This is a genomic window from Streptomyces sp. NPDC093260, assembly GCF_040683715.1.
GTDB lineage: Bacteria > Actinomycetota > Actinomycetes > Streptomycetales > Streptomycetaceae > Streptomyces > Streptomyces sennicomposti.
Map to the genome: position 1 here is coordinate 1 of NZ_JBFBEK010000020.1, position 14,657 is coordinate 14,657.

The following is a 14,657-nucleotide window of genomic DNA, read 5'->3' on the forward strand; positions in this document are numbered from 1 at the left end:
CCTTTCTTCCCCCCCCCCCGCCTCTTCGTTTCTCGGGTTTTGCCCCGGGCGGTGGGGGGCCCGGGGCCGCCGTCCCGCGGCGGCCCGGGACCGCGAGACCCGACGAACCGGCGGGCCGGAACCTCAGGGGCCCAGCGACCCGGCGGGCCGGAACCTCAAGGCCCGGCGACCCGGGACCCCGGCGGGACCTGGGGTCTTCGTCCGGATCAGGCCGGACCAGGGAGCGGGGTCCGGTGAGCGGGGCGCCTTCCACGCCGTCCAGGCGGTGGGGGAGCCTCGCGAGGCGGAGGAGGGCGTCATGGCGGAGCCATGGCGACCGACGACAACGCGGCGCGTGGGGGTCCCCCTGCCCGAAGAGCCTGGGGGAACGGCGCCAGGGCCCGCGAGCCCGTCATGATCCCAACGAGAGACCCTAGTGGCCCGAGGTGACCTTCAGCCCCACCACGGCCACCAGCAGCAGACACACGAAGAAGATCCGGGCGGCGGTCGCCGGCTCCCCCAGCACCACCATGCCGAGCACCGCCGCTCCGGCCGCCCCGATGCCCACCCACACCCCGTAGGCGGTGCCGATGGGCAGGGAACGGGCGGCGTAGGACAACAGCAGCATGCTGGCGACGATCCCGGCGCCGGTGAGCACACTCGGCAGCGGGCGGGTGAAGCCCTCGCTGTACTTCATGCCGATGGACCAGCCGACCTCGAGCAGACCGGCGACGACGAGCAGGACCCAGGCCACGACGGGCACCTCCGGGACGAACCACGGCGGTCGACGGCTCGCGCCGGCCGCCCACGGACAACGGATGCGTCGTCTTTGCCTTCGTCCCGGTACGGCGCGTCTCGTCGGGCTGACTCCCGAGGCTAGCAAAAGCACGCCGAAGGGGCCGGTGACCTCGGTCACCGGCCCCTTCGGACGCCCGCTCACCCCGGGGGCCGGCGCGGGGCGCCGCCACAGGCCCCTACCGGTACAGCCAGGCCCCTACAGGTACAGCCCCGTGGAGTCCTCCGACCCCTCGAACCGGTCCGCGGCGACGGCGTGCAGGTCACGCTCGCGCATGAGCACGTACGCCGTGCCCCGCACCTCCACCTCGGCCCGGTCCTCCGGGTCGAACAGCACCCGGTCGCCCGGCTCCACGGTCCGTACGTTCTGCCCGACCGCGACGACCTCCGCCCAGGCCAGACGGCGGCCCACCGCGGCCGTGGCCGGGATCAGGATGCCGCCGCCCGAACGACGCTCGCCCTCGCTCGTGTCCTGCCGGACGAGCACCCGGTCGTGCAGCATCCGGATGGGCAGCTTGTCGTCGTGGGTGCTGTTCTCGTTTCTGTTGGCGCTCACGCCTCGAACCTACCTGCCTTCAGCACGTCCGTACGCGGTGGGTCAGCCCCGGCGCCGACGGCTGCCCAGGGTGAGCAGCCCGACCACGCCGACGGCCAGCAGCGCGACCGGCACGATCCGCTCCAGCCGGGGCGCGCCCTCGGCGTCCACGAACTGCGCCCGCACATCGCTGACCACGCGGTTGACCTGCACATAGGCCCGTCCGAGGGTGTGGTCGACGTTGGCGGCGACCTTGGCCTTGGCGTCGCCGACGAGCGTCTTGGGGTGTACCCGTACACCGATCTCGTCGAGCGTCTCGGCCAGTACCTCGCGACGGCGCCTGATGTCCGCCTCGATCTCAGCCGGGGTTCTGGTGTCCGCCGTGTCCGCCACCGTACCGCCTCCGATGTCAACTACTGCCTGTTCGGGACAGTCTGTCAGCTCTCGCCGCGACCGCACTGTCGGCACCCCCGGTTACCCTCGGACCGACACGGTATTGGCACGACGAGGAGACGAACTTCGATGACCGAGCGACTCCAGCCCGGGGACGCGGCCCCCGCCTTCACCCTCCCCGACGCCGACGGCAACGAGGTGTCGCTGGCCGACCGCAAGGGCCGCAAGGTCATCGTCTACTTCTACCCGGCCGCCCTCACCCCCGGCTGCACCAAGCAGGCCTGCGACTTCACCGACAACCTCGACCTGCTGGCCGGCGCGGGCTACGACGTGATCGGTATCTCCCCCGACAAGCCGGAGAAGCTGGCCAAGTTCCGTGAGGCGGAGTCACTGAGGGTCACCCTCCTCGCCGACCCTGACAAGAAGGTCCTGGAGGCCTACGGCGCCTTCGGCGAGAAGAAGCTCTACGGCAAGACGGTCACCGGCGTCATCCGCTCCACGGTCGTCGTGGACGAGGAGGGCAGGGTCGAACGCGCCCTCTACAACGTCAAGGCCACCGGACACGTAGCCAAGATCATCAAGGACCTGGGCATCTGACTCCCGCACCTCGGGGAATGCGGCCCGCACCGGAGTCCTCCGGCGCGGGCCGCTCCGCTTCCCGCACGTGACCGTCCGATAACCGGATCGTTGCTCCGTACGAGGCCGCGAACACACGGCCGGAACGGAGGGGATCGATGGGGGCCAGCGCGTACACCAAGGAACGCCTGGAGGCGGCGGCACGCGGGGCGCGGACGCTGTCGGAGGCGCTGGAGCGGCTGGGGGTGGATCCGAGGAGTTCCACGCGGCGCTATGTGCGGGAGCGGATGAGGACGCTCGGCGTGGACGTCTCGCACTTCGAGCGGGAGGGGGTGAAGTGGACCAGAGAAGTCCTGGAACAGGCGGTGGCGGCCTCGACGAGTGTGCGCGGCGTGCTGCGCCACCTGGGGCTCGAACTCGTCGGTGGACACCACACCCACATCAGCCGGAAGATCAAGGCGTACGGCATCGACACCTCGCACTTCACGCGGTCGGTCCGCACGGAGAGGATGCGAACCAACCAACGCCGCCGCTCCGCTGCGGAGATCCTCGTCAGGGACACGTCCGTACACGCCGCACGGGTCCCCAGCGCCCGGCTCAAGAGGGCCATGGCCGAACTCGGCGTCGAGGAGCGGTGCGCTCTCTGCGGGACGGGGCCCGTCTGGCACGGGGAGCCGCTCCCGCTGGAAGTCGACCATATCGACGGCGACTGGCGGGACAACCGAATCGCCAACCTCCGGCTCCTGTGCCCCAATTGCCACTCGACGACGGACACCTACCGGGGTCGTGGCAAGGGACGCGGCAGGGTCGGTGACGCATGAGCAGGGGGGTGCGACGCGGTCCGTTCGACCCGGACGAACTGCGGGCGGCAGTCGCGGAGTCGGACTCCCTCGCGGAGCTGCTGCGACGTCTGGGGCGGCCGGACAACGGCAGGCAACGAGCGGCAGTGCGGGAGCAGATCGCTCGACAGGGCCTGACGACGGCCCATTTCCGCGGGCAGGCACACCGGCGGGGAAGACGGGGCACGAATGCCAAGGACCCGGGAGAAGTACTGGTGCGCCACACGGGCACGTACCGGATCAGGACCTGGCGCCTGCGCCGCGCACTGCGCGAAGCGGGCGTGCCCGAGCGGTGCGCCAGGTGCGGGCTCCGTCCCGAGTGGCTCGGCAGGCCCATGACGTTGGAGATCGACCACGTCAACGGTGACTGGCGGGACAACAGGCCGGAGAATCTGCGGCTGCTCTGCCCCAACTGTCACGCGGTCACCAGCAGCTGGTGTCGTGGAGGGCGGCGAAGGCGTACGCCAACCCCAGTAGAGTAGGACCGCTGCGGGCCCGTACCCCAGCTGGCAAGAGGGCGCCGGTTTAGGTCCGGTGTGTCGTGGGTTCGAGTCCCACCGGGCTCACAGGGTGAAACGCCCCCGCACCTTCGATTCGAAGGTGCGGGGGCGTTGTCGTGGAGTCAGCCCAGCAGCTCCCGCACCACCGGTACCAGGGCACGGAAGGCCTTGCCGCGGTGGCTGATCGCGTTCTTCTCCTGGGGGGTCAGTTCCGCGCAGGTACGGGTCTCGCCGTCGGGCTGGAGGATCGGGTCGTAGCCGAAGCCGTTGACGCCGGCCGGGGTGTGGCGCAGGGTGCCCGTCAGGCGGCCCTCCACGACGCGTTCCGTGCCGTCCGGGAGGGCGAGGGCCGCGGCGCAGGCGAAGTGGGCCGCGCGGTGTTCCTCGGCGATGTCGGAGAGCTGGGCGAGCAGCAGGTCGAGGTTGGCCCGGTCGTCGCCGTGGCGGCCCGCCCAGCGGGCCGAGAAGATGCCGGGGGCGCCGCCGAGGACGTCGACGCAGAGGCCGGAGTCGTCGGCGACCGCCGGGAGGCCGGTGGCCTGGGCCAGGGCGTGCGCCTTGAGCAGGGCGTTCTCGGCGAAGGTGACGCCGGTCTCCTTGACGTCGGGGACCTCGGGGTAGGCGTCGGTGCCGACGAGTTCGTGGGGGAGTCCGGCGTCGGTGAGGATCGCCCTGAGTTCGGTGATCTTTCCGGCGTTGCGGGTGGCGAGGATCAGGCGGTTCATGTCCACCAGTATCGACGCCCGCCCACTTCGCTCCGTATGCGCCCGCCTCGGCGCACGGACTCGTAGGCGGTGTCTCGGCCCGCGGGCGCGTGCGTGTCCACCGCGTGCTCCGTCCGCTGCGTCCGCTCTACGGGGTGCAGACCTTGGAGAGTTCGCCGGCCGCGTCGGTGACGGGGGCGACGTCGGGGGTGCGGTCGCCGTTCCTGATCGCGGTGCGGACGTTCTCCACCGCCGTGCCGAGGTCGTCGACCGCCTGGTTGACGTCCGTGTCGTCGGTCTTGTCGCCGATCTTCTTCAGGTTCTGTTCGATCGACCGCAGCGCCTGGTCGGTCTGCGTGGGGTCGTTCGCCGCGTTCTGCACGGCCTGCTGGAGGTCGGTGACGCTGTCGGCGATGGCGTCGGCGGTCTGGACGCAGTTCAGTGCCTTGTCCATCGCGTCGCAGCCGGTCAGTGCGGTGAGTGTGAGTGCGAGGGCGGCCGTGGTGGCGGCGATGGCGGTCCTGCGGCCCAGGCGTCGGTGGCGGCTCGCGGCCATGGCGTGGGTTCCCTCCCCGGTGTGGTGGCCGGGCGGCACGGCGGTGTGCCGTGCGCCCGTACTGGTAGGGACGCGGGGAGGGCGCCCGCGGGTTGCCCCCGGCGGACGCCGTTCTTGGGGTTTCCTTTACTTTTCCAGTGCGGCCCGCTGGATCGCGGCCAGGTCGGTGCAGCCGGCGACGGCGAGGTCGAGCAGGGCGTTGAGTTCGTCGCGGGCGAAGGGCTCGGCCTCGGCGGTGCCCTGGACCTCGACGAAGCGGCCGTCGCCGGTGCAGACGACGTTCATGTCGGTGTCGGCGCGGACGTCCTCCTCGTAGCAGAGGTCGAGCAGTGGGACGCCGCCGACGATGCCGACGGAGACGGCGCTGACGGTGCCGGTGAGGGGCTGGCGGCCGGCCTTGATCAGTTTCTTGCCCTGGGCCCATGCGACGGCGTCGGCGAGGGCGACGAAGGCGCCGGTGATGGCGGCGGTGCGGGTGCCGCCGTCGGCCTGGAGGACGTCGCAGTCCAGGACGACGGTGTTCTCGCCGAGGGCCTTGTAGTCGATGACGGCGCGCAGTGAGCGGCCGATGAGCCGGCTGATCTCGTGGGTGCGGCCGCCGATGCGGCCCTTGACGGATTCGCGGTCGCCGCGGGTGTTGGTGGCGCGGGGCAGCATGGCGTACTCGGCGGTGACCCAGCCCTCGCCGCTGCCCTTGCGCCAGCGGGGGACGCCTTCGGTGACGGAGGCGGTGCAGAGGACCCTGGTGTCGCCGAAGGAGACGAGGACGGAGCCCTCGGCGTGCTTGCTCCAGCCGCGTTCGATGGTGACCGGGCGGAGTTGTTCGGGCGTGCGGCCGTCGATTCGAGACATGGCGACGAGCCTAGCCCCCCATGCGGAAGGGGCTCCTCCCGCGGGGGGAAGAGCCCCTTCCGGGTGAACCGCGGCGGGCGGTCCACGGCGTCATGGGTTCACATCATGTCTTCGATCTCGGCGGCGATGGGGTCGGCGTCGGTGCCGATGACGACCTGGATGGCGCTGCCCATCTTGACCACGCCGTGGGCTCCGGCGGCCTTGAGGGCGGCCTCGTCGACCAGCGAGGGGTCGTTGACCTCGGTGCGCAGGCGGGTGATGCAGCCCTCGATCTCGTCGATGTTGTCGATGCCGCCGAGCCCGGCGACGATCTTCTCAGCCTTGGTGGCCATGTTCCTTCTCCCTGATCCGAACCGCTTGGTCGCAGTAACCCACAGTTGGCCCATCTTCGCGAGCGGTCGTGCCGTGGGCGGCCGATGATGGCGTTCACGACAGCGGAACCGTTCCGTCGACTGGTCTACACCACCGCCGGGGCGGTGGCCAAACGCGGTGCGGGGAGGACGTTCATGAGTGCGGGCGGCACCGAGATCGGGGCCTCTTCCCTGCGTGCGCGCTGGGGCACGTTGTTCCAGGGGCTCCAGAAGATGGGCCGCAGTCTCCAGCTGCCGATCGCGGTGCTGCCGGCGGCGGGCATCCTGAACCGGCTGGGGCAGCCGGACGTGTTCGGGAAGGACGGTCTGGGCTGGACCGACGTGTCGAAGGTGATGGCGGGGGCGGGCGGCGCGCTGCTGGACGGCCAGTTGGGGCTGCCGCTGCTGTTCTGCGTGGGTGTGGCCATCGGGATGGCGAGGAAGGCGGACGGTTCGACGGCGCTGGCGGCGGTGGCGGGCTTCCTCGTCTACTACAACGTGCTGCACCAGTTCCCGGTCGGCTGCCCGGCGGGGGCGAAGGTGATCGCGACCGGCTGCCAGGCGGCCGACGGCACGGCGACGCCGTTCACGTACCAGAACCCGGGGGTGTTCGGCGGGATCGTGATGGGGCTGCTGGCCGCCTTCTTCTGGCGGCGTTTCCACCGCACCAGGCTGGTGGACTGGCTGGGCTTCTTCAACGGCCGCCGTCTGGTCCCCATCCTCATGGCGTTCGTGGCGATCCTGTTCGCGGCGCTGTGCCTGTGGATCTGGCCGCCGATCGGGCGTGGTCTGGAGGGTTTCGGCGACTGGCTGAGCGACGCGGGGGCGTGGGGTGCGGGGATCTTCGGCCTGGCGAACCGGGCGCTGCTGGTGATCGGTCTGCACCAGTTCCTGAACGTGCCCGTCTGGTTCCAGTTCGGCAGCTACACCGAGCCGGACGGGACGGTGGTGCACGGCGACATCAACATGTTCCTGGCGGGTGACCCGAACGCGGGGCAGTTCACCTCGGGCTTCTTCCCGATCATGATGTTCGCGCTGCCGGCCGCCGCGCTGGCGATCACGCACACGGCCCGGCCGGAGCGGCGCAAGGAGGTGGGCGGGCTGATGCTGTCGGTGGCGCTCACGTCGTTCGTCACGGGGATCACCGAGCCGCTGGAGTACTCGTTCCTCTTCATCGCGCCGGCGTTGTACGCGGTGCACGCGGTGCTGACGGGCGTGTCGATGGCGGTGACGTGGTCGCTGGGGGTGCACGACGGGTTCAGTTTCTCGGCGGGGCTGATCGACTACGTCATCAACTGGAACCTGGCGACCCGGCCGTGGGGGGTCGTCCCGATCGGGCTGTGCTTCGCCGCGGTGTATTACGCGGTCTTCCGATTTGCCATCACGCGGTTCGGTCTGGAGACTCCGGGGCGGGAGCCGGCGGACGAGGTCGAGGACACCACGAAGGCCTGAGTTCCCTCCGGGAGCGGTCCGGGACCGGCCCGGCCGGCCCGCCGAGACCGGCCCGGCATCGGCCCGGAACCGGGCGGTGACCGCCCGCGCGCGCCCGTACGCGGCGTAGTGGTCCGGTAGCGGATTCGCGGGTTCCTTACGTCACCTTCATCGTGCTACAACAGGTCTACACCACTGAGTGGTGTAGACCACCACCCGATGGAGGACGGACGTATGAGCACCGCCACCGCCGAACAGAAGGCGGCCCCCGCGAAGAAGCGGGGATCAGGCCTGTTCCAGGGCCTGCAGAAGGTCGGCCGAAGCCTGCAGCTTCCGATCGCCGTGCTGCCGGCGGCGGGCATCATGGTCCGCCTGGGCCAGGACGACTTCTTCGGCAAGGACGGCCTGGGCTGGGACAAGGTCGCCGCCGTGTTCAACAACGCGGGCGGCGCGCTGACCGGCCAGCTGCCGCTCCTGTTCTGCATCGGTGTCGCCATCGGCTTCGCCAAGAAGGCGGACGGCTCCACCGCCCTCGCCGCCGTGGTGGGCTTCCTCGTCTACAGCAAGGTCCTGGAGGCCTTCCCCCTCACCGAGCAGCACATCGAGAAGGGGAAGATAGTCGAGGCCACCTACAACAACCCGGGTGTCCTCGGCGGCATCATCATGGGTCTGCTGGCGGCCGTGCTGTGGCAGCGCTTCCACCGCACCAAGCTGGTGGACTGGCTCGGTTTCTTCAACGGCCGTCGCCTGGTGCCGATCATCATGGCCTTCGTCGGCATCGTGGTGGGCGTCGTCTTCGCCCTGATCTGGAAGCCGATCGGCACCGGCATCAGCGACTTCGGCGACTGGATGACGGGTCTCGGCTCCGGCGGCGCGGCCCTGTTCGGCGGCGTGAACCGCGCCCTGATCCCGGTCGGCATGCACCAGTTCGTGAACACCGTGGCCTGGTTCCAGCTCGGCAGCTTCACCGACACCGCCGGCCAGGTCTGGCAGGGTGACATCCCGCGCTTCCTGCACGGCGACCCGTCCGCCGGTCTGTTCCAGACGGGCTTCTTCCCGATCATGATGTTCGGTCTGCCGGCCGCCGCCCTCGCCATCGCGCACTGCGCCCGGCCCGAGCGCCGCAAGGCCGTGCTCGGCATGATGGTCTCCCTGGCGCTGACCTCGTTCGTCACCGGTGTCACCGAGCCGATCGAGTTCTCCTTCATGTTCATCGCGCCGGTCCTGTACGTGCTGCACGCCGTGCTCACCGCCGCCTCCATGGCCATCACCTGGGGCCTGGGCGTGCACGACGGCTTCAACTTCTCCGCCGGCGCCATCGACTACGCACTCAACTGGCACCTGGCGACCAAGCCCTGGCTGATCATCCCGATCGGCCTGGTGTTCGCGGCGATCTACTACGTGACCTTCCGCTTCGCGATCACCAGGTTCAACCTCCCCACCCCGGGCCGCGAGCCCGAGGAGGAGGTCGAGGACCTCACCAAGGCGTGAGCCCCCCGCCGGTGACGCCGGAACGTGACGAGGCCCCCCGAGCCGGAGAATCCGCTCGGGGGGCCTCGTCGTACCGTCGTCGCACGGCCCGCTTCGGGTTCAGATCTCGTACGTCGCTCCCGGCGCCGCCAGGGTCACCGGCCCGGCGTAGGCGGCGCGGGCGTGGGCGAGGTTGGTCTGCGGGTCGGTCCACGGCGGGATGTGGGTGAGGACCAGGCTGCGCGCCCCCGCCCGGGCGGCGGCCTCGCCGGCCTCGCGGCCGTTGAGGTGGAGGTCGGGGATGTCCTCCTTGCCGTCCGTGAAGGCGGCCTCGCACAGGAACAGGTCCGCGCCGCGGGCCAGTTCCTCCAGGGCGTCGCTCACTCCGGTGTCGCCCGAGTACGTCAGCGTCCGGCCGCCGTGCTCGATGCGGATGGCGTACGCCTCCACGGGGTGGGCCACCCGCTCGGTGTGCACGGTGAACGGGCCGATCTCGAACGTGCCCGGCTTGACCGTGTGGAAGTCGAAGACCTCGCTCATGGACGAGGCGGAGGGGGTGTCGGCGTAGGCGGTGGTCAGGCGGTGCTCGGTGCCCTCGGGGCCGTAGACCGGCAGCGGGTCGCAACGGCCGCCGTCGTAGCGGTAGTAGCGCGCGACGAAGTAGACGCACATGTCGATGCAGTGGTCGGCGTGCAGATGACTCAGGAAGACGGCGTCGAGGTCGTAGAGACCGCAGTGGCGCTGCAGCTCGCCCAGGGCGCCGTTGCCCATGTCGAGGAGCAGCCGGAAGCCGTCGGCCTCTACGAGGTAGCTCGAACAGGCCGATTCCACGGACGGGAACGACCCCGAGCAGCCGACGACGGTGAGCTTCATGAAGCAGAAACCTCCGCTGGCGGGATGGATACAGAAGGTGACGGGGGTCGTGCGATCCGTCGAGCGTAAGGCGCGAAAGGGCTGGTCGCTCCTCCGGCAAGGGCGGTTGTGGGCGAACTCACCTGCGGTGTCACCGGTTCGGCTGGACGTGGGGCGCATGAGGTCCGGAAGAGGGCGCGCGCCGAGTCTCGCGCGCCGGTAACGTCGTCCTTATGGACACGTCCTGGTGGCTGGCGCTCGCGGCGGTGGTGCTGCTGGCGCTCGTCGCCACGCTCGTCGACGGCTGGGGGCGGGGCCGCCGGCCCGCGGGCCGCAGGTCGCGCCCGCCGGGGCGGCCCGGGCAGCGGACCACCGCCGCGCGCCCGCGCCCGGCGGAGATCTGGTGGGCCAACGTGCCCTACGAGGACGGTCCCGGCTCCAAGGACCGGCCGTGCCTGGTGCTGTCGGTGCACGGCAAGCGGGCCCGGGTGGCCAAGATCACCAGCAAGTTCCACGACGAGCGCGCCGGGGTGATCCCGTTGCCGCCCGGCTCGGTGGGGGACGGACAGGGGCGGACCAGCTTCCTGGAGACCGACGAGGTGCGCGAGGTGCCGGTGTGGGACTTCCGGCGCCGGGTGGGGGTCGTGGACCCGGTCCTGTGGGACCAGGTGCGCTACCTGGCCGGCTGAGCCGCGCCGCCCCTGGTGCGGGTACGGCGTTCATGGCGTTCATGGCCGCGTCACCTTCACCGTGACCGCCCATTCCTGGACGCCCAGGCAGGAGATCTTGCCGGGGCCGGTGGCGCACAGCGGGCGGGAGGCGGAGAGGTGGGCCGTGCCGGGGGCGGTCGCCGTGAACGCGGCAAGGGCGTCGCCCGGCAGGATCACGATCCCGGCGTTGGTGCCCTTGAGGACGCCGCCCTCGGCCCTGACCGGGCTCCACGGGCGTTCCTTGGTGCCGTCCAGGTTCATCCGCACCGATCCGCCGACGGTCAGGCAGACGGTCCGCCCGGTGTCGGCGGCGGTCAGCTCCACGTGCCGCACACAGCCGGAGGGCGGCCCGGAGGCGGACGCGGACGGAGAACCCGACGCGGGCGGCGAGGCCGGGGCGGGCCCCGACGCGGAGCCCGAGGCCGACGCCGTCGCACCGCTGCCCGCCCCCGTCGAGCCGCCCTTGCCGTCGTCGTCCTGCGTGCCGCAGCCCGCGAGCAGCAGAGCCGCCGCGGCCGCTGCCGCCGTGGTGGCGGCGAGGGTGCCGCGGTGGAGGGTGCGCGTGGTGAGCGTCGTACGGCGCATGGGCGTCCGCCTTCCTTGCCGACCCGGTTGCCGGGTGTCCCGTGCCCTGATGCCGATGTGACGTTTTCCCAGCACATCAGGATCCCTTCCCCCACGCACGCCGGGACGCCCACGCACGCGGGACGCCCGGGCACGCCGGGACCCCGGCCGCTGTGCCGGCCGGGGTCCCTCAGGTGCGGTGCGGATCGCGTCGGGCGCCGGTCAGCCGGTCGTCAGGGCGGTGTCGTCCACGACGAAGCTGGTCTGGAGCGAGGAGTCCTCGACGCCGTTGAACTTCAGGGTGACCGTCTGTCCCGCAAGCGAGGACAGGTCGAAGGTCTTCTGCGCGTATCCGGAGGCCTTGTTGAGGTTGGAGTAGGTCGCCAGGGTGGTCGAACCTGCCGTCACCGTCAGCTTGTCGTACTGCGAGGTGGTGGTGGTCTCGGCGGTGTCGATGTGCAGGTAGAAGGTGAGCGTGGCCTTGCAGCCGGCCGGGATGGTCACCGACTGGGACAGCGTGTCGGTGTGCGCGGAGCCGTAGCCGTCGAGCCAGGCCTTGTAGGAGCCGCCGTGCGCCGCCTCGCCGCTGTCGGTGGTGATGACGCCGCTGGAGGAGGTCCAGCCGGTGCTGCCGGACTCGAAGCCCGGGTTGGCCAGCAGCTGGGTGGCCGAGCAGGTGCCCCCGCCGCCGGAGCCGACGGTCCAGGTGAAGGAGGCCGAGCCGGTGGCGCCGGTGGAGTCCTTGGCGGTGACGGTGACCTGGTAGGTGCCGGCGGTGGAGGCGGTGCCGGTGATCAGGCCGGTGGAGCTGTTGATGGACAGTCCGGTGGGCAGGCCGGTGGCGCTGTAGGTCAGGGCCGCGCCCGCGCTGTCGGTGGCCTTGATCTGGAGGCTGGCCGAGCCGCCGGTGGTGGTCGACTGGCTGCCGGGGTCGGTGACGGTCACCGTGTTGCCGGTGCCGCCGCCGCCCGAGGTGAACGCGGCGGTGCCGTTCGGGGTGCCCCAGCCGGTCGGGCCGTCGTAGCCGGTGGTCGCCTTGCAGAAGTACGAGGTCGAGCAGGAGCCGTTGGAGCCGCTGGTCACGTCGTACAGGTTGCCGGCGTGGCTGTAGGGGTACTTCGCCGGGTAGTCGCTCGCGCCCGGGGTGCCCGCGAGGGCGTAGACGCCGGCGATGATCGGGGCGGAGGCGCTGGTGCCGCCGTAGACCGCCCAGCCGGAGCCGCCGTAGGTGTCGTAGACCGCGACGCCGGTGGCCGGGTCGGCGACGGCGGAGACGTCGGCCTCCATGCGCTTGGAGCAGCCGGTGTCGGACTGCCAGCTGGGCTTCGGGTCGTAGGCCGAGCAGCCGGAGCCGGTGCCCTCGGTGGAGTTGGTGTTCCACACCGACTCGCTCCAGCCGCGGGAGGTGGCGGAGGTGGTGAGCGCGGTGCCGCCGACGGCGGTCACGTACTGCGAGGTGGCCGGGTACTCGGCGCCGTAGCCGGAGTCGCCCGCGGAGACGGTGATGGCGACGCCGGGGTGCTTGAAGTACTGGCTGTCCTCGGTGGTCTGGCTGGAGGCCTCGTCGCCGCCCCAGCTGTTGGAGACGAACTTGGCGCCGAGCGCCACGGCCTCGTTCTCGGCGGTGCCGAGGTCGGCGTCGGTGGCGGAGTCGGCCTCGACGAGGATGATGTCGCAGTTCGGGCAGACGGCGCTGACCATGTCGATGTCCAGGGCCTCTTCACCGGCCCAGCCGCTGTCGTTCTTCGGCAGCGAGGTGGTGGAGCCGGTCTGGCTGACCTGCTTGAAGCAGCCGTTGGCCTTGGTGCACGCGGACAGGCCGAACTGCGAGCGGTAGGTGGCGAGGTCGGACTCGGCGTTGGGGTCGTTGTAGGCGTCGACCACGGCGACGGTCAGGCCGGAGCCGCCGGTGCTCGGCAGGTTGTAGGCGCTGTGCAGGTTGGCCGGGGAGAGTCCGGAGGGCGCGGCGGCGGCGACCGCCGACGCGAGCCGCTGCTTGATGTCGGTACGCCGCTGGGCGAAGCAGGACGCGTGGCCGGGCTCGGCGGTGGCGCACAGGTGCTGGGTGGGCACCTTCTGGCCGGCCGTGCCGGTGGTGTGGAAGGTCTGCCGCTCGGGGGCGGTCAGGGCCTTGGCGTTCTGCGTGACCCGGGAGGTCTGGTGCGCGGGAGCGGGTGCGGCCGCGGTCTGGGCGCCCGCCGTGGGCGCCGCCGCGAAGCCGGCGACGGTGAGGGCGAGCGCGGGGAAGGCGAGGGCGAGGAGCCTCGGCAGGCTCCGTCTCGGCCCGCTCGGGCGTGACTCACGCATGGGGTACTGCCTCCATCGGGAAGTGGGGTTTCGCTCTGGTCGGGCAGGCCCGTGACGCGCGTAGCGGCGGCGTGACCGCGCAGTCATGAGCATGACACTCAGACACCTTCGCCATGTCGATGATCGTGACATGACAGGTGCGGTAGGAACGTAGCCCCGGCCCGCGGGAGACCGGCAGTGGCGGAGGGGATTCTTTGCCCCTCCATAGGGTGCGGTTGGCCCCCTCGTGGGAGGGGGCTGGCGCGTCCTTGATTCAACGACCGGCCGGGGCGATCGAGCGCCCGGCCGGGGTCAGGCCCAGAGCTGGCCCTGGAGCGTCTCGATGGCCTCCTCGGTGGTGGCCGCGGTGTAGACGCCGGTGGAGAGGTACTTCCAGCCGCCGTCGGCGACGACGAACACGATGTCGGCGCTCTCGCCGGCCGTGACCGCCTTCCTGCCGACACCGATCGCCGCGTGCAGCGCGGCACCCGTGGAGACGCCCGCGAAGATGCCCTCCTGCTGGAGGAGTTCACGGGTGCGGGTGACCGCGTCGGCCGAGCCGACCGAGAAGCGGGTGGTGAGGACGGAGGCGTCGTACAACTCGGGGACGAAGCCCTCGTCGAGGTTGCGCAGACCGTAGACCAGGTCGTCGTAGCGCGGCTCGGCGGCGACGATCCTCACGCCGGGCTTGTGCTCGCGCAGATAGCGGCCGACGCCCATCAGGGTGCCGGTGGTGCCGAGGCCGGCGACGAAGTGCGTGACGGAGGGCAGGTCGGCGAGGATCTCGGGGCCGGTCGTCGCGTAGTGGGCGCCGGCGTTGTCCGGGTTGCCGTACTGGTAGAGCATCACCCAGTCCGGGTGCTCGGCGGACAGCTCCTTGGCGACCCGTACGGCGGTGTTGGAGCCGCCGGCGGCCGGCGAGGAGATGATCTCCGCGCCCCACATGCCGAGCAGGTCCCGGCGTTCCTGGGAGGTGTTCTCGGGCATCACGCACACCATGCGGTAGCCCTTGAGCTTGGCCGCCATGGCCAGCGAGATGCCGGTGTTGCCGGAGGTGGGCTCCAGGATCGTGCAGCCCGGGGTGAGCCGGCCGTCCTTCTCCGCCTGCTCGATCATGTGCAGGGCGGGGCGGTCCTTGACCGAGCCGGTGGGGTTGCGGTCCTCCAGCTTCGCCCAGATCCGGACGTCGGCGGACGGCGAGAGCCGCGGCAGGCGCACCAGAGGGGTGTTGCCCACCGCGGCCAGCGGGGAGTCGTAGCGCATCG

General features: G+C 71.2%; 17 protein-coding genes, 1 tRNA gene and 1 riboswitch. Of the genes, 7 read left to right on the forward strand and 11 right to left on the reverse strand.

Features of this window, described 5'->3' with window-relative positions:
* Nucleotides 1-412 precede the first annotated feature (412 nt).
* The 3 genes from AB0N63_RS24085 to AB0N63_RS24095 all read right to left on the reverse strand — a co-directional run bounded on the left by AB0N63_RS24085 (nucleotide 413) and on the right by AB0N63_RS24095 (nucleotide 1,702).
* A complete protein-coding gene (locus AB0N63_RS24085) occupies nucleotides 413-733 on the reverse strand; it encodes a multidrug efflux SMR transporter (RefSeq protein WP_365531329.1) in 321 nt (106 codons plus the stop codon).
* A gap of 63 nt (nucleotides 734-796) precedes the next feature.
* A riboswitch (guanidine-III (ykkC-III) riboswitch) is annotated at nucleotides 797-871 on the reverse strand.
* A gap of 102 nt (nucleotides 872-973) precedes the next feature.
* Nucleotides 974-1,330: a co-chaperone GroES gene (locus tag AB0N63_RS24090; RefSeq protein WP_365531331.1), complete on the reverse strand. Its 357-nt coding sequence runs from the start codon at nucleotides 1,328-1,330 to the stop codon at nucleotides 974-976.
* 42 nt (nucleotides 1,331-1,372) lie between these two features.
* Entirely contained in the window at nucleotides 1,373-1,702 is a 330-nt protein-coding gene (locus AB0N63_RS24095) for a DUF3618 domain-containing protein (RefSeq protein WP_365531333.1), read from the reverse strand.
* Nucleotides 1,703-1,831: 129 nt separating this feature from the next.
* Here AB0N63_RS24095 and bcp point away from each other — a divergent pair, with 129 nt between their 5' ends.
* From bcp to AB0N63_RS24115, 4 genes are all read left to right on the forward strand, one after another.
* Nucleotides 1,832-2,299, forward strand: a complete 468-nt coding sequence (bcp, locus tag AB0N63_RS24100; RefSeq protein WP_365531335.1) for a thioredoxin-dependent thiol peroxidase — start codon at nucleotides 1,832-1,834, stop codon at nucleotides 2,297-2,299.
* A gap of 137 nt (nucleotides 2,300-2,436) precedes the next feature.
* Complete coding sequence (locus tag AB0N63_RS24105) at nucleotides 2,437-3,099, forward strand: HNH endonuclease signature motif containing protein (RefSeq protein WP_365531336.1); 663 nt, start codon at nucleotides 2,437-2,439, stop codon at nucleotides 3,097-3,099.
* Nucleotides 3,096-3,599 carry an HNH endonuclease gene (locus AB0N63_RS24110; protein ID WP_365531338.1) on the forward strand — a complete coding sequence of 168 codons (504 nt, stop codon included), beginning with the start codon at nucleotides 3,096-3,098 and terminating at the stop codon, nucleotides 3,597-3,599. The genes AB0N63_RS24105 and AB0N63_RS24110 overlap by 4 nt, the downstream gene beginning before the upstream one ends.
* Before the next feature lie 9 nt (nucleotides 3,600-3,608).
* Nucleotides 3,609-3,683, forward strand: a tRNA-Leu gene (locus AB0N63_RS24115).
* 56 nt (nucleotides 3,684-3,739) lie between these two features.
* Here the strand turns inward: AB0N63_RS24115 and rdgB are convergent.
* From rdgB to AB0N63_RS24135, 4 genes are all read right to left on the reverse strand, one after another.
* Entirely contained in the window at nucleotides 3,740-4,342 is a 603-nt protein-coding gene (rdgB, locus tag AB0N63_RS24120) for an RdgB/HAM1 family non-canonical purine NTP pyrophosphatase (protein WP_365531340.1), read from the reverse strand.
* Between the two features lie 127 nt (nucleotides 4,343-4,469).
* Entirely contained in the window at nucleotides 4,470-4,877 is a 408-nt protein-coding gene (locus tag AB0N63_RS24125; RefSeq protein WP_365531341.1) for a hypothetical protein, read from the reverse strand.
* 126 nt (nucleotides 4,878-5,003) lie between these two features.
* Nucleotides 5,004-5,729, reverse strand: coding sequence for a ribonuclease PH (gene rph / locus AB0N63_RS24130; protein WP_365531342.1), 726 nt, complete (start codon nucleotides 5,727-5,729; stop codon nucleotides 5,004-5,006).
* 98 nt (nucleotides 5,730-5,827) lie between these two features.
* Complete coding sequence (locus AB0N63_RS24135) at nucleotides 5,828-6,061, reverse strand: glucose PTS transporter subunit EIIB (RefSeq protein ID WP_189420059.1); 234 nt, start codon at nucleotides 6,059-6,061, stop codon at nucleotides 5,828-5,830.
* 174 nt (nucleotides 6,062-6,235) lie between these two features.
* Here AB0N63_RS24135 and AB0N63_RS24140 point away from each other — a divergent pair, with 174 nt between their 5' ends.
* Together AB0N63_RS24140 and AB0N63_RS24145 are read left to right on the forward strand one after the other, a co-directional pair.
* On the forward strand, nucleotides 6,236-7,531 hold the full coding sequence (locus AB0N63_RS24140; RefSeq protein ID WP_365531495.1) for a PTS transporter subunit EIIC: 1,296 nt from the start codon (nucleotides 6,236-6,238) through the stop codon (nucleotides 7,529-7,531).
* A gap of 213 nt (nucleotides 7,532-7,744) precedes the next feature.
* Nucleotides 7,745-9,001 (forward strand): PTS transporter subunit EIIC, encoded by a 1,257-nt coding sequence (locus AB0N63_RS24145; RefSeq protein ID WP_365531343.1) that lies wholly within the window; start codon nucleotides 7,745-7,747, stop codon nucleotides 8,999-9,001.
* Nucleotides 9,002-9,100: 99 nt separating this feature from the next.
* On the opposite strand, the gene AB0N63_RS24150 is transcribed toward AB0N63_RS24145, so the two are convergent.
* Nucleotides 9,101-9,853, reverse strand: a complete 753-nt coding sequence (locus AB0N63_RS24150; protein WP_365531344.1) for an MBL fold metallo-hydrolase — start codon at nucleotides 9,851-9,853, stop codon at nucleotides 9,101-9,103.
* 212 nt (nucleotides 9,854-10,065) lie between these two features.
* On the opposite strand from AB0N63_RS24150, the gene AB0N63_RS24155 reads away from it, so the two are divergent.
* On the forward strand, nucleotides 10,066-10,521 hold the full coding sequence (locus AB0N63_RS24155) for a type II toxin-antitoxin system PemK/MazF family toxin (RefSeq protein WP_365531346.1): 456 nt from the start codon (nucleotides 10,066-10,068) through the stop codon (nucleotides 10,519-10,521).
* A 39-nt stretch (nucleotides 10,522-10,560) separates the two neighbouring features.
* Here AB0N63_RS24155 and AB0N63_RS24160 read toward each other — a convergent pair whose 3' ends face one another.
* From AB0N63_RS24160 to AB0N63_RS24170, 3 genes are all read right to left on the reverse strand, one after another.
* Nucleotides 10,561-11,127 carry a hypothetical protein gene (locus AB0N63_RS24160; RefSeq protein WP_365531348.1) on the reverse strand — a complete coding sequence of 189 codons (567 nt, stop codon included), beginning with the start codon at nucleotides 11,125-11,127 and terminating at the stop codon, nucleotides 10,561-10,563.
* Nucleotides 11,128-11,328: 201 nt separating this feature from the next.
* Nucleotides 11,329-13,413, reverse strand: a complete 2,085-nt coding sequence (locus tag AB0N63_RS24165) for a putative Ig domain-containing protein (protein ID WP_365531349.1) — start codon at nucleotides 13,411-13,413, stop codon at nucleotides 11,329-11,331.
* Nucleotides 13,414-13,704: 291 nt separating this feature from the next.
* On the reverse strand, nucleotides 13,705-14,655 hold the full coding sequence (locus AB0N63_RS24170) for a cysteine synthase (protein ID WP_365531351.1): 951 nt from the start codon (nucleotides 14,653-14,655) through the stop codon (nucleotides 13,705-13,707).
* Nucleotides 14,656-14,657: the final 2 nt, after the last annotated feature.

Excerpts from the sequence above, each read along its gene's own strand:
- bcp (WP_365531335.1), top strand. The coding sequence starts at position 1,832 with ATGACCGAGCGACTCCAGCCCGGGGACGCGGCCCCCGCCTTCACCCTC.
- AB0N63_RS24105 (WP_365531336.1), top strand. The coding sequence starts at position 2,437 with ATGGGGGCCAGCGCGTACACCAAGGAACGCCTGGAGGCGGCGGCACGC.
- AB0N63_RS24110 (WP_365531338.1), top strand. The coding sequence starts at position 3,096 with ATGAGCAGGGGGGTGCGACGCGGTCCGTTCGACCCGGACGAACTGCGG.
- rdgB (WP_365531340.1), bottom strand. The coding sequence starts at position 4,342 with ATGAACCGCCTGATCCTCGCCACCCGCAACGCCGGAAAGATCACCGAA.
- AB0N63_RS24125 (WP_365531341.1), bottom strand. The coding sequence starts at position 4,877 with ATGGCCGCGAGCCGCCACCGACGCCTGGGCCGCAGGACCGCCATCGCC.
- rph (WP_365531342.1), bottom strand. The coding sequence starts at position 5,729 with ATGTCTCGAATCGACGGCCGCACGCCCGAACAACTCCGCCCGGTCACC.
- AB0N63_RS24135 (WP_189420059.1), bottom strand. The coding sequence starts at position 6,061 with ATGGCCACCAAGGCTGAGAAGATCGTCGCCGGGCTCGGCGGCATCGAC.
- AB0N63_RS24140 (WP_365531495.1), top strand. The coding sequence starts at position 6,236 with ATGAGTGCGGGCGGCACCGAGATCGGGGCCTCTTCCCTGCGTGCGCGC.
- AB0N63_RS24145 (WP_365531343.1), top strand. The coding sequence starts at position 7,745 with ATGAGCACCGCCACCGCCGAACAGAAGGCGGCCCCCGCGAAGAAGCGG.
- AB0N63_RS24150 (WP_365531344.1), bottom strand. The coding sequence starts at position 9,853 with ATGAAGCTCACCGTCGTCGGCTGCTCGGGGTCGTTCCCGTCCGTGGAA.
- AB0N63_RS24155 (WP_365531346.1), top strand. The coding sequence starts at position 10,066 with ATGGACACGTCCTGGTGGCTGGCGCTCGCGGCGGTGGTGCTGCTGGCG.
- AB0N63_RS24160 (WP_365531348.1), bottom strand. The coding sequence starts at position 11,127 with ATGCGCCGTACGACGCTCACCACGCGCACCCTCCACCGCGGCACCCTC.
- AB0N63_RS24165 (WP_365531349.1), bottom strand. The coding sequence starts at position 13,413 with ATGCGTGAGTCACGCCCGAGCGGGCCGAGACGGAGCCTGCCGAGGCTC.
- AB0N63_RS24170 (WP_365531351.1), bottom strand. The coding sequence starts at position 14,655 with ATGCGCTACGACTCCCCGCTGGCCGCGGTGGGCAACACCCCTCTGGTG.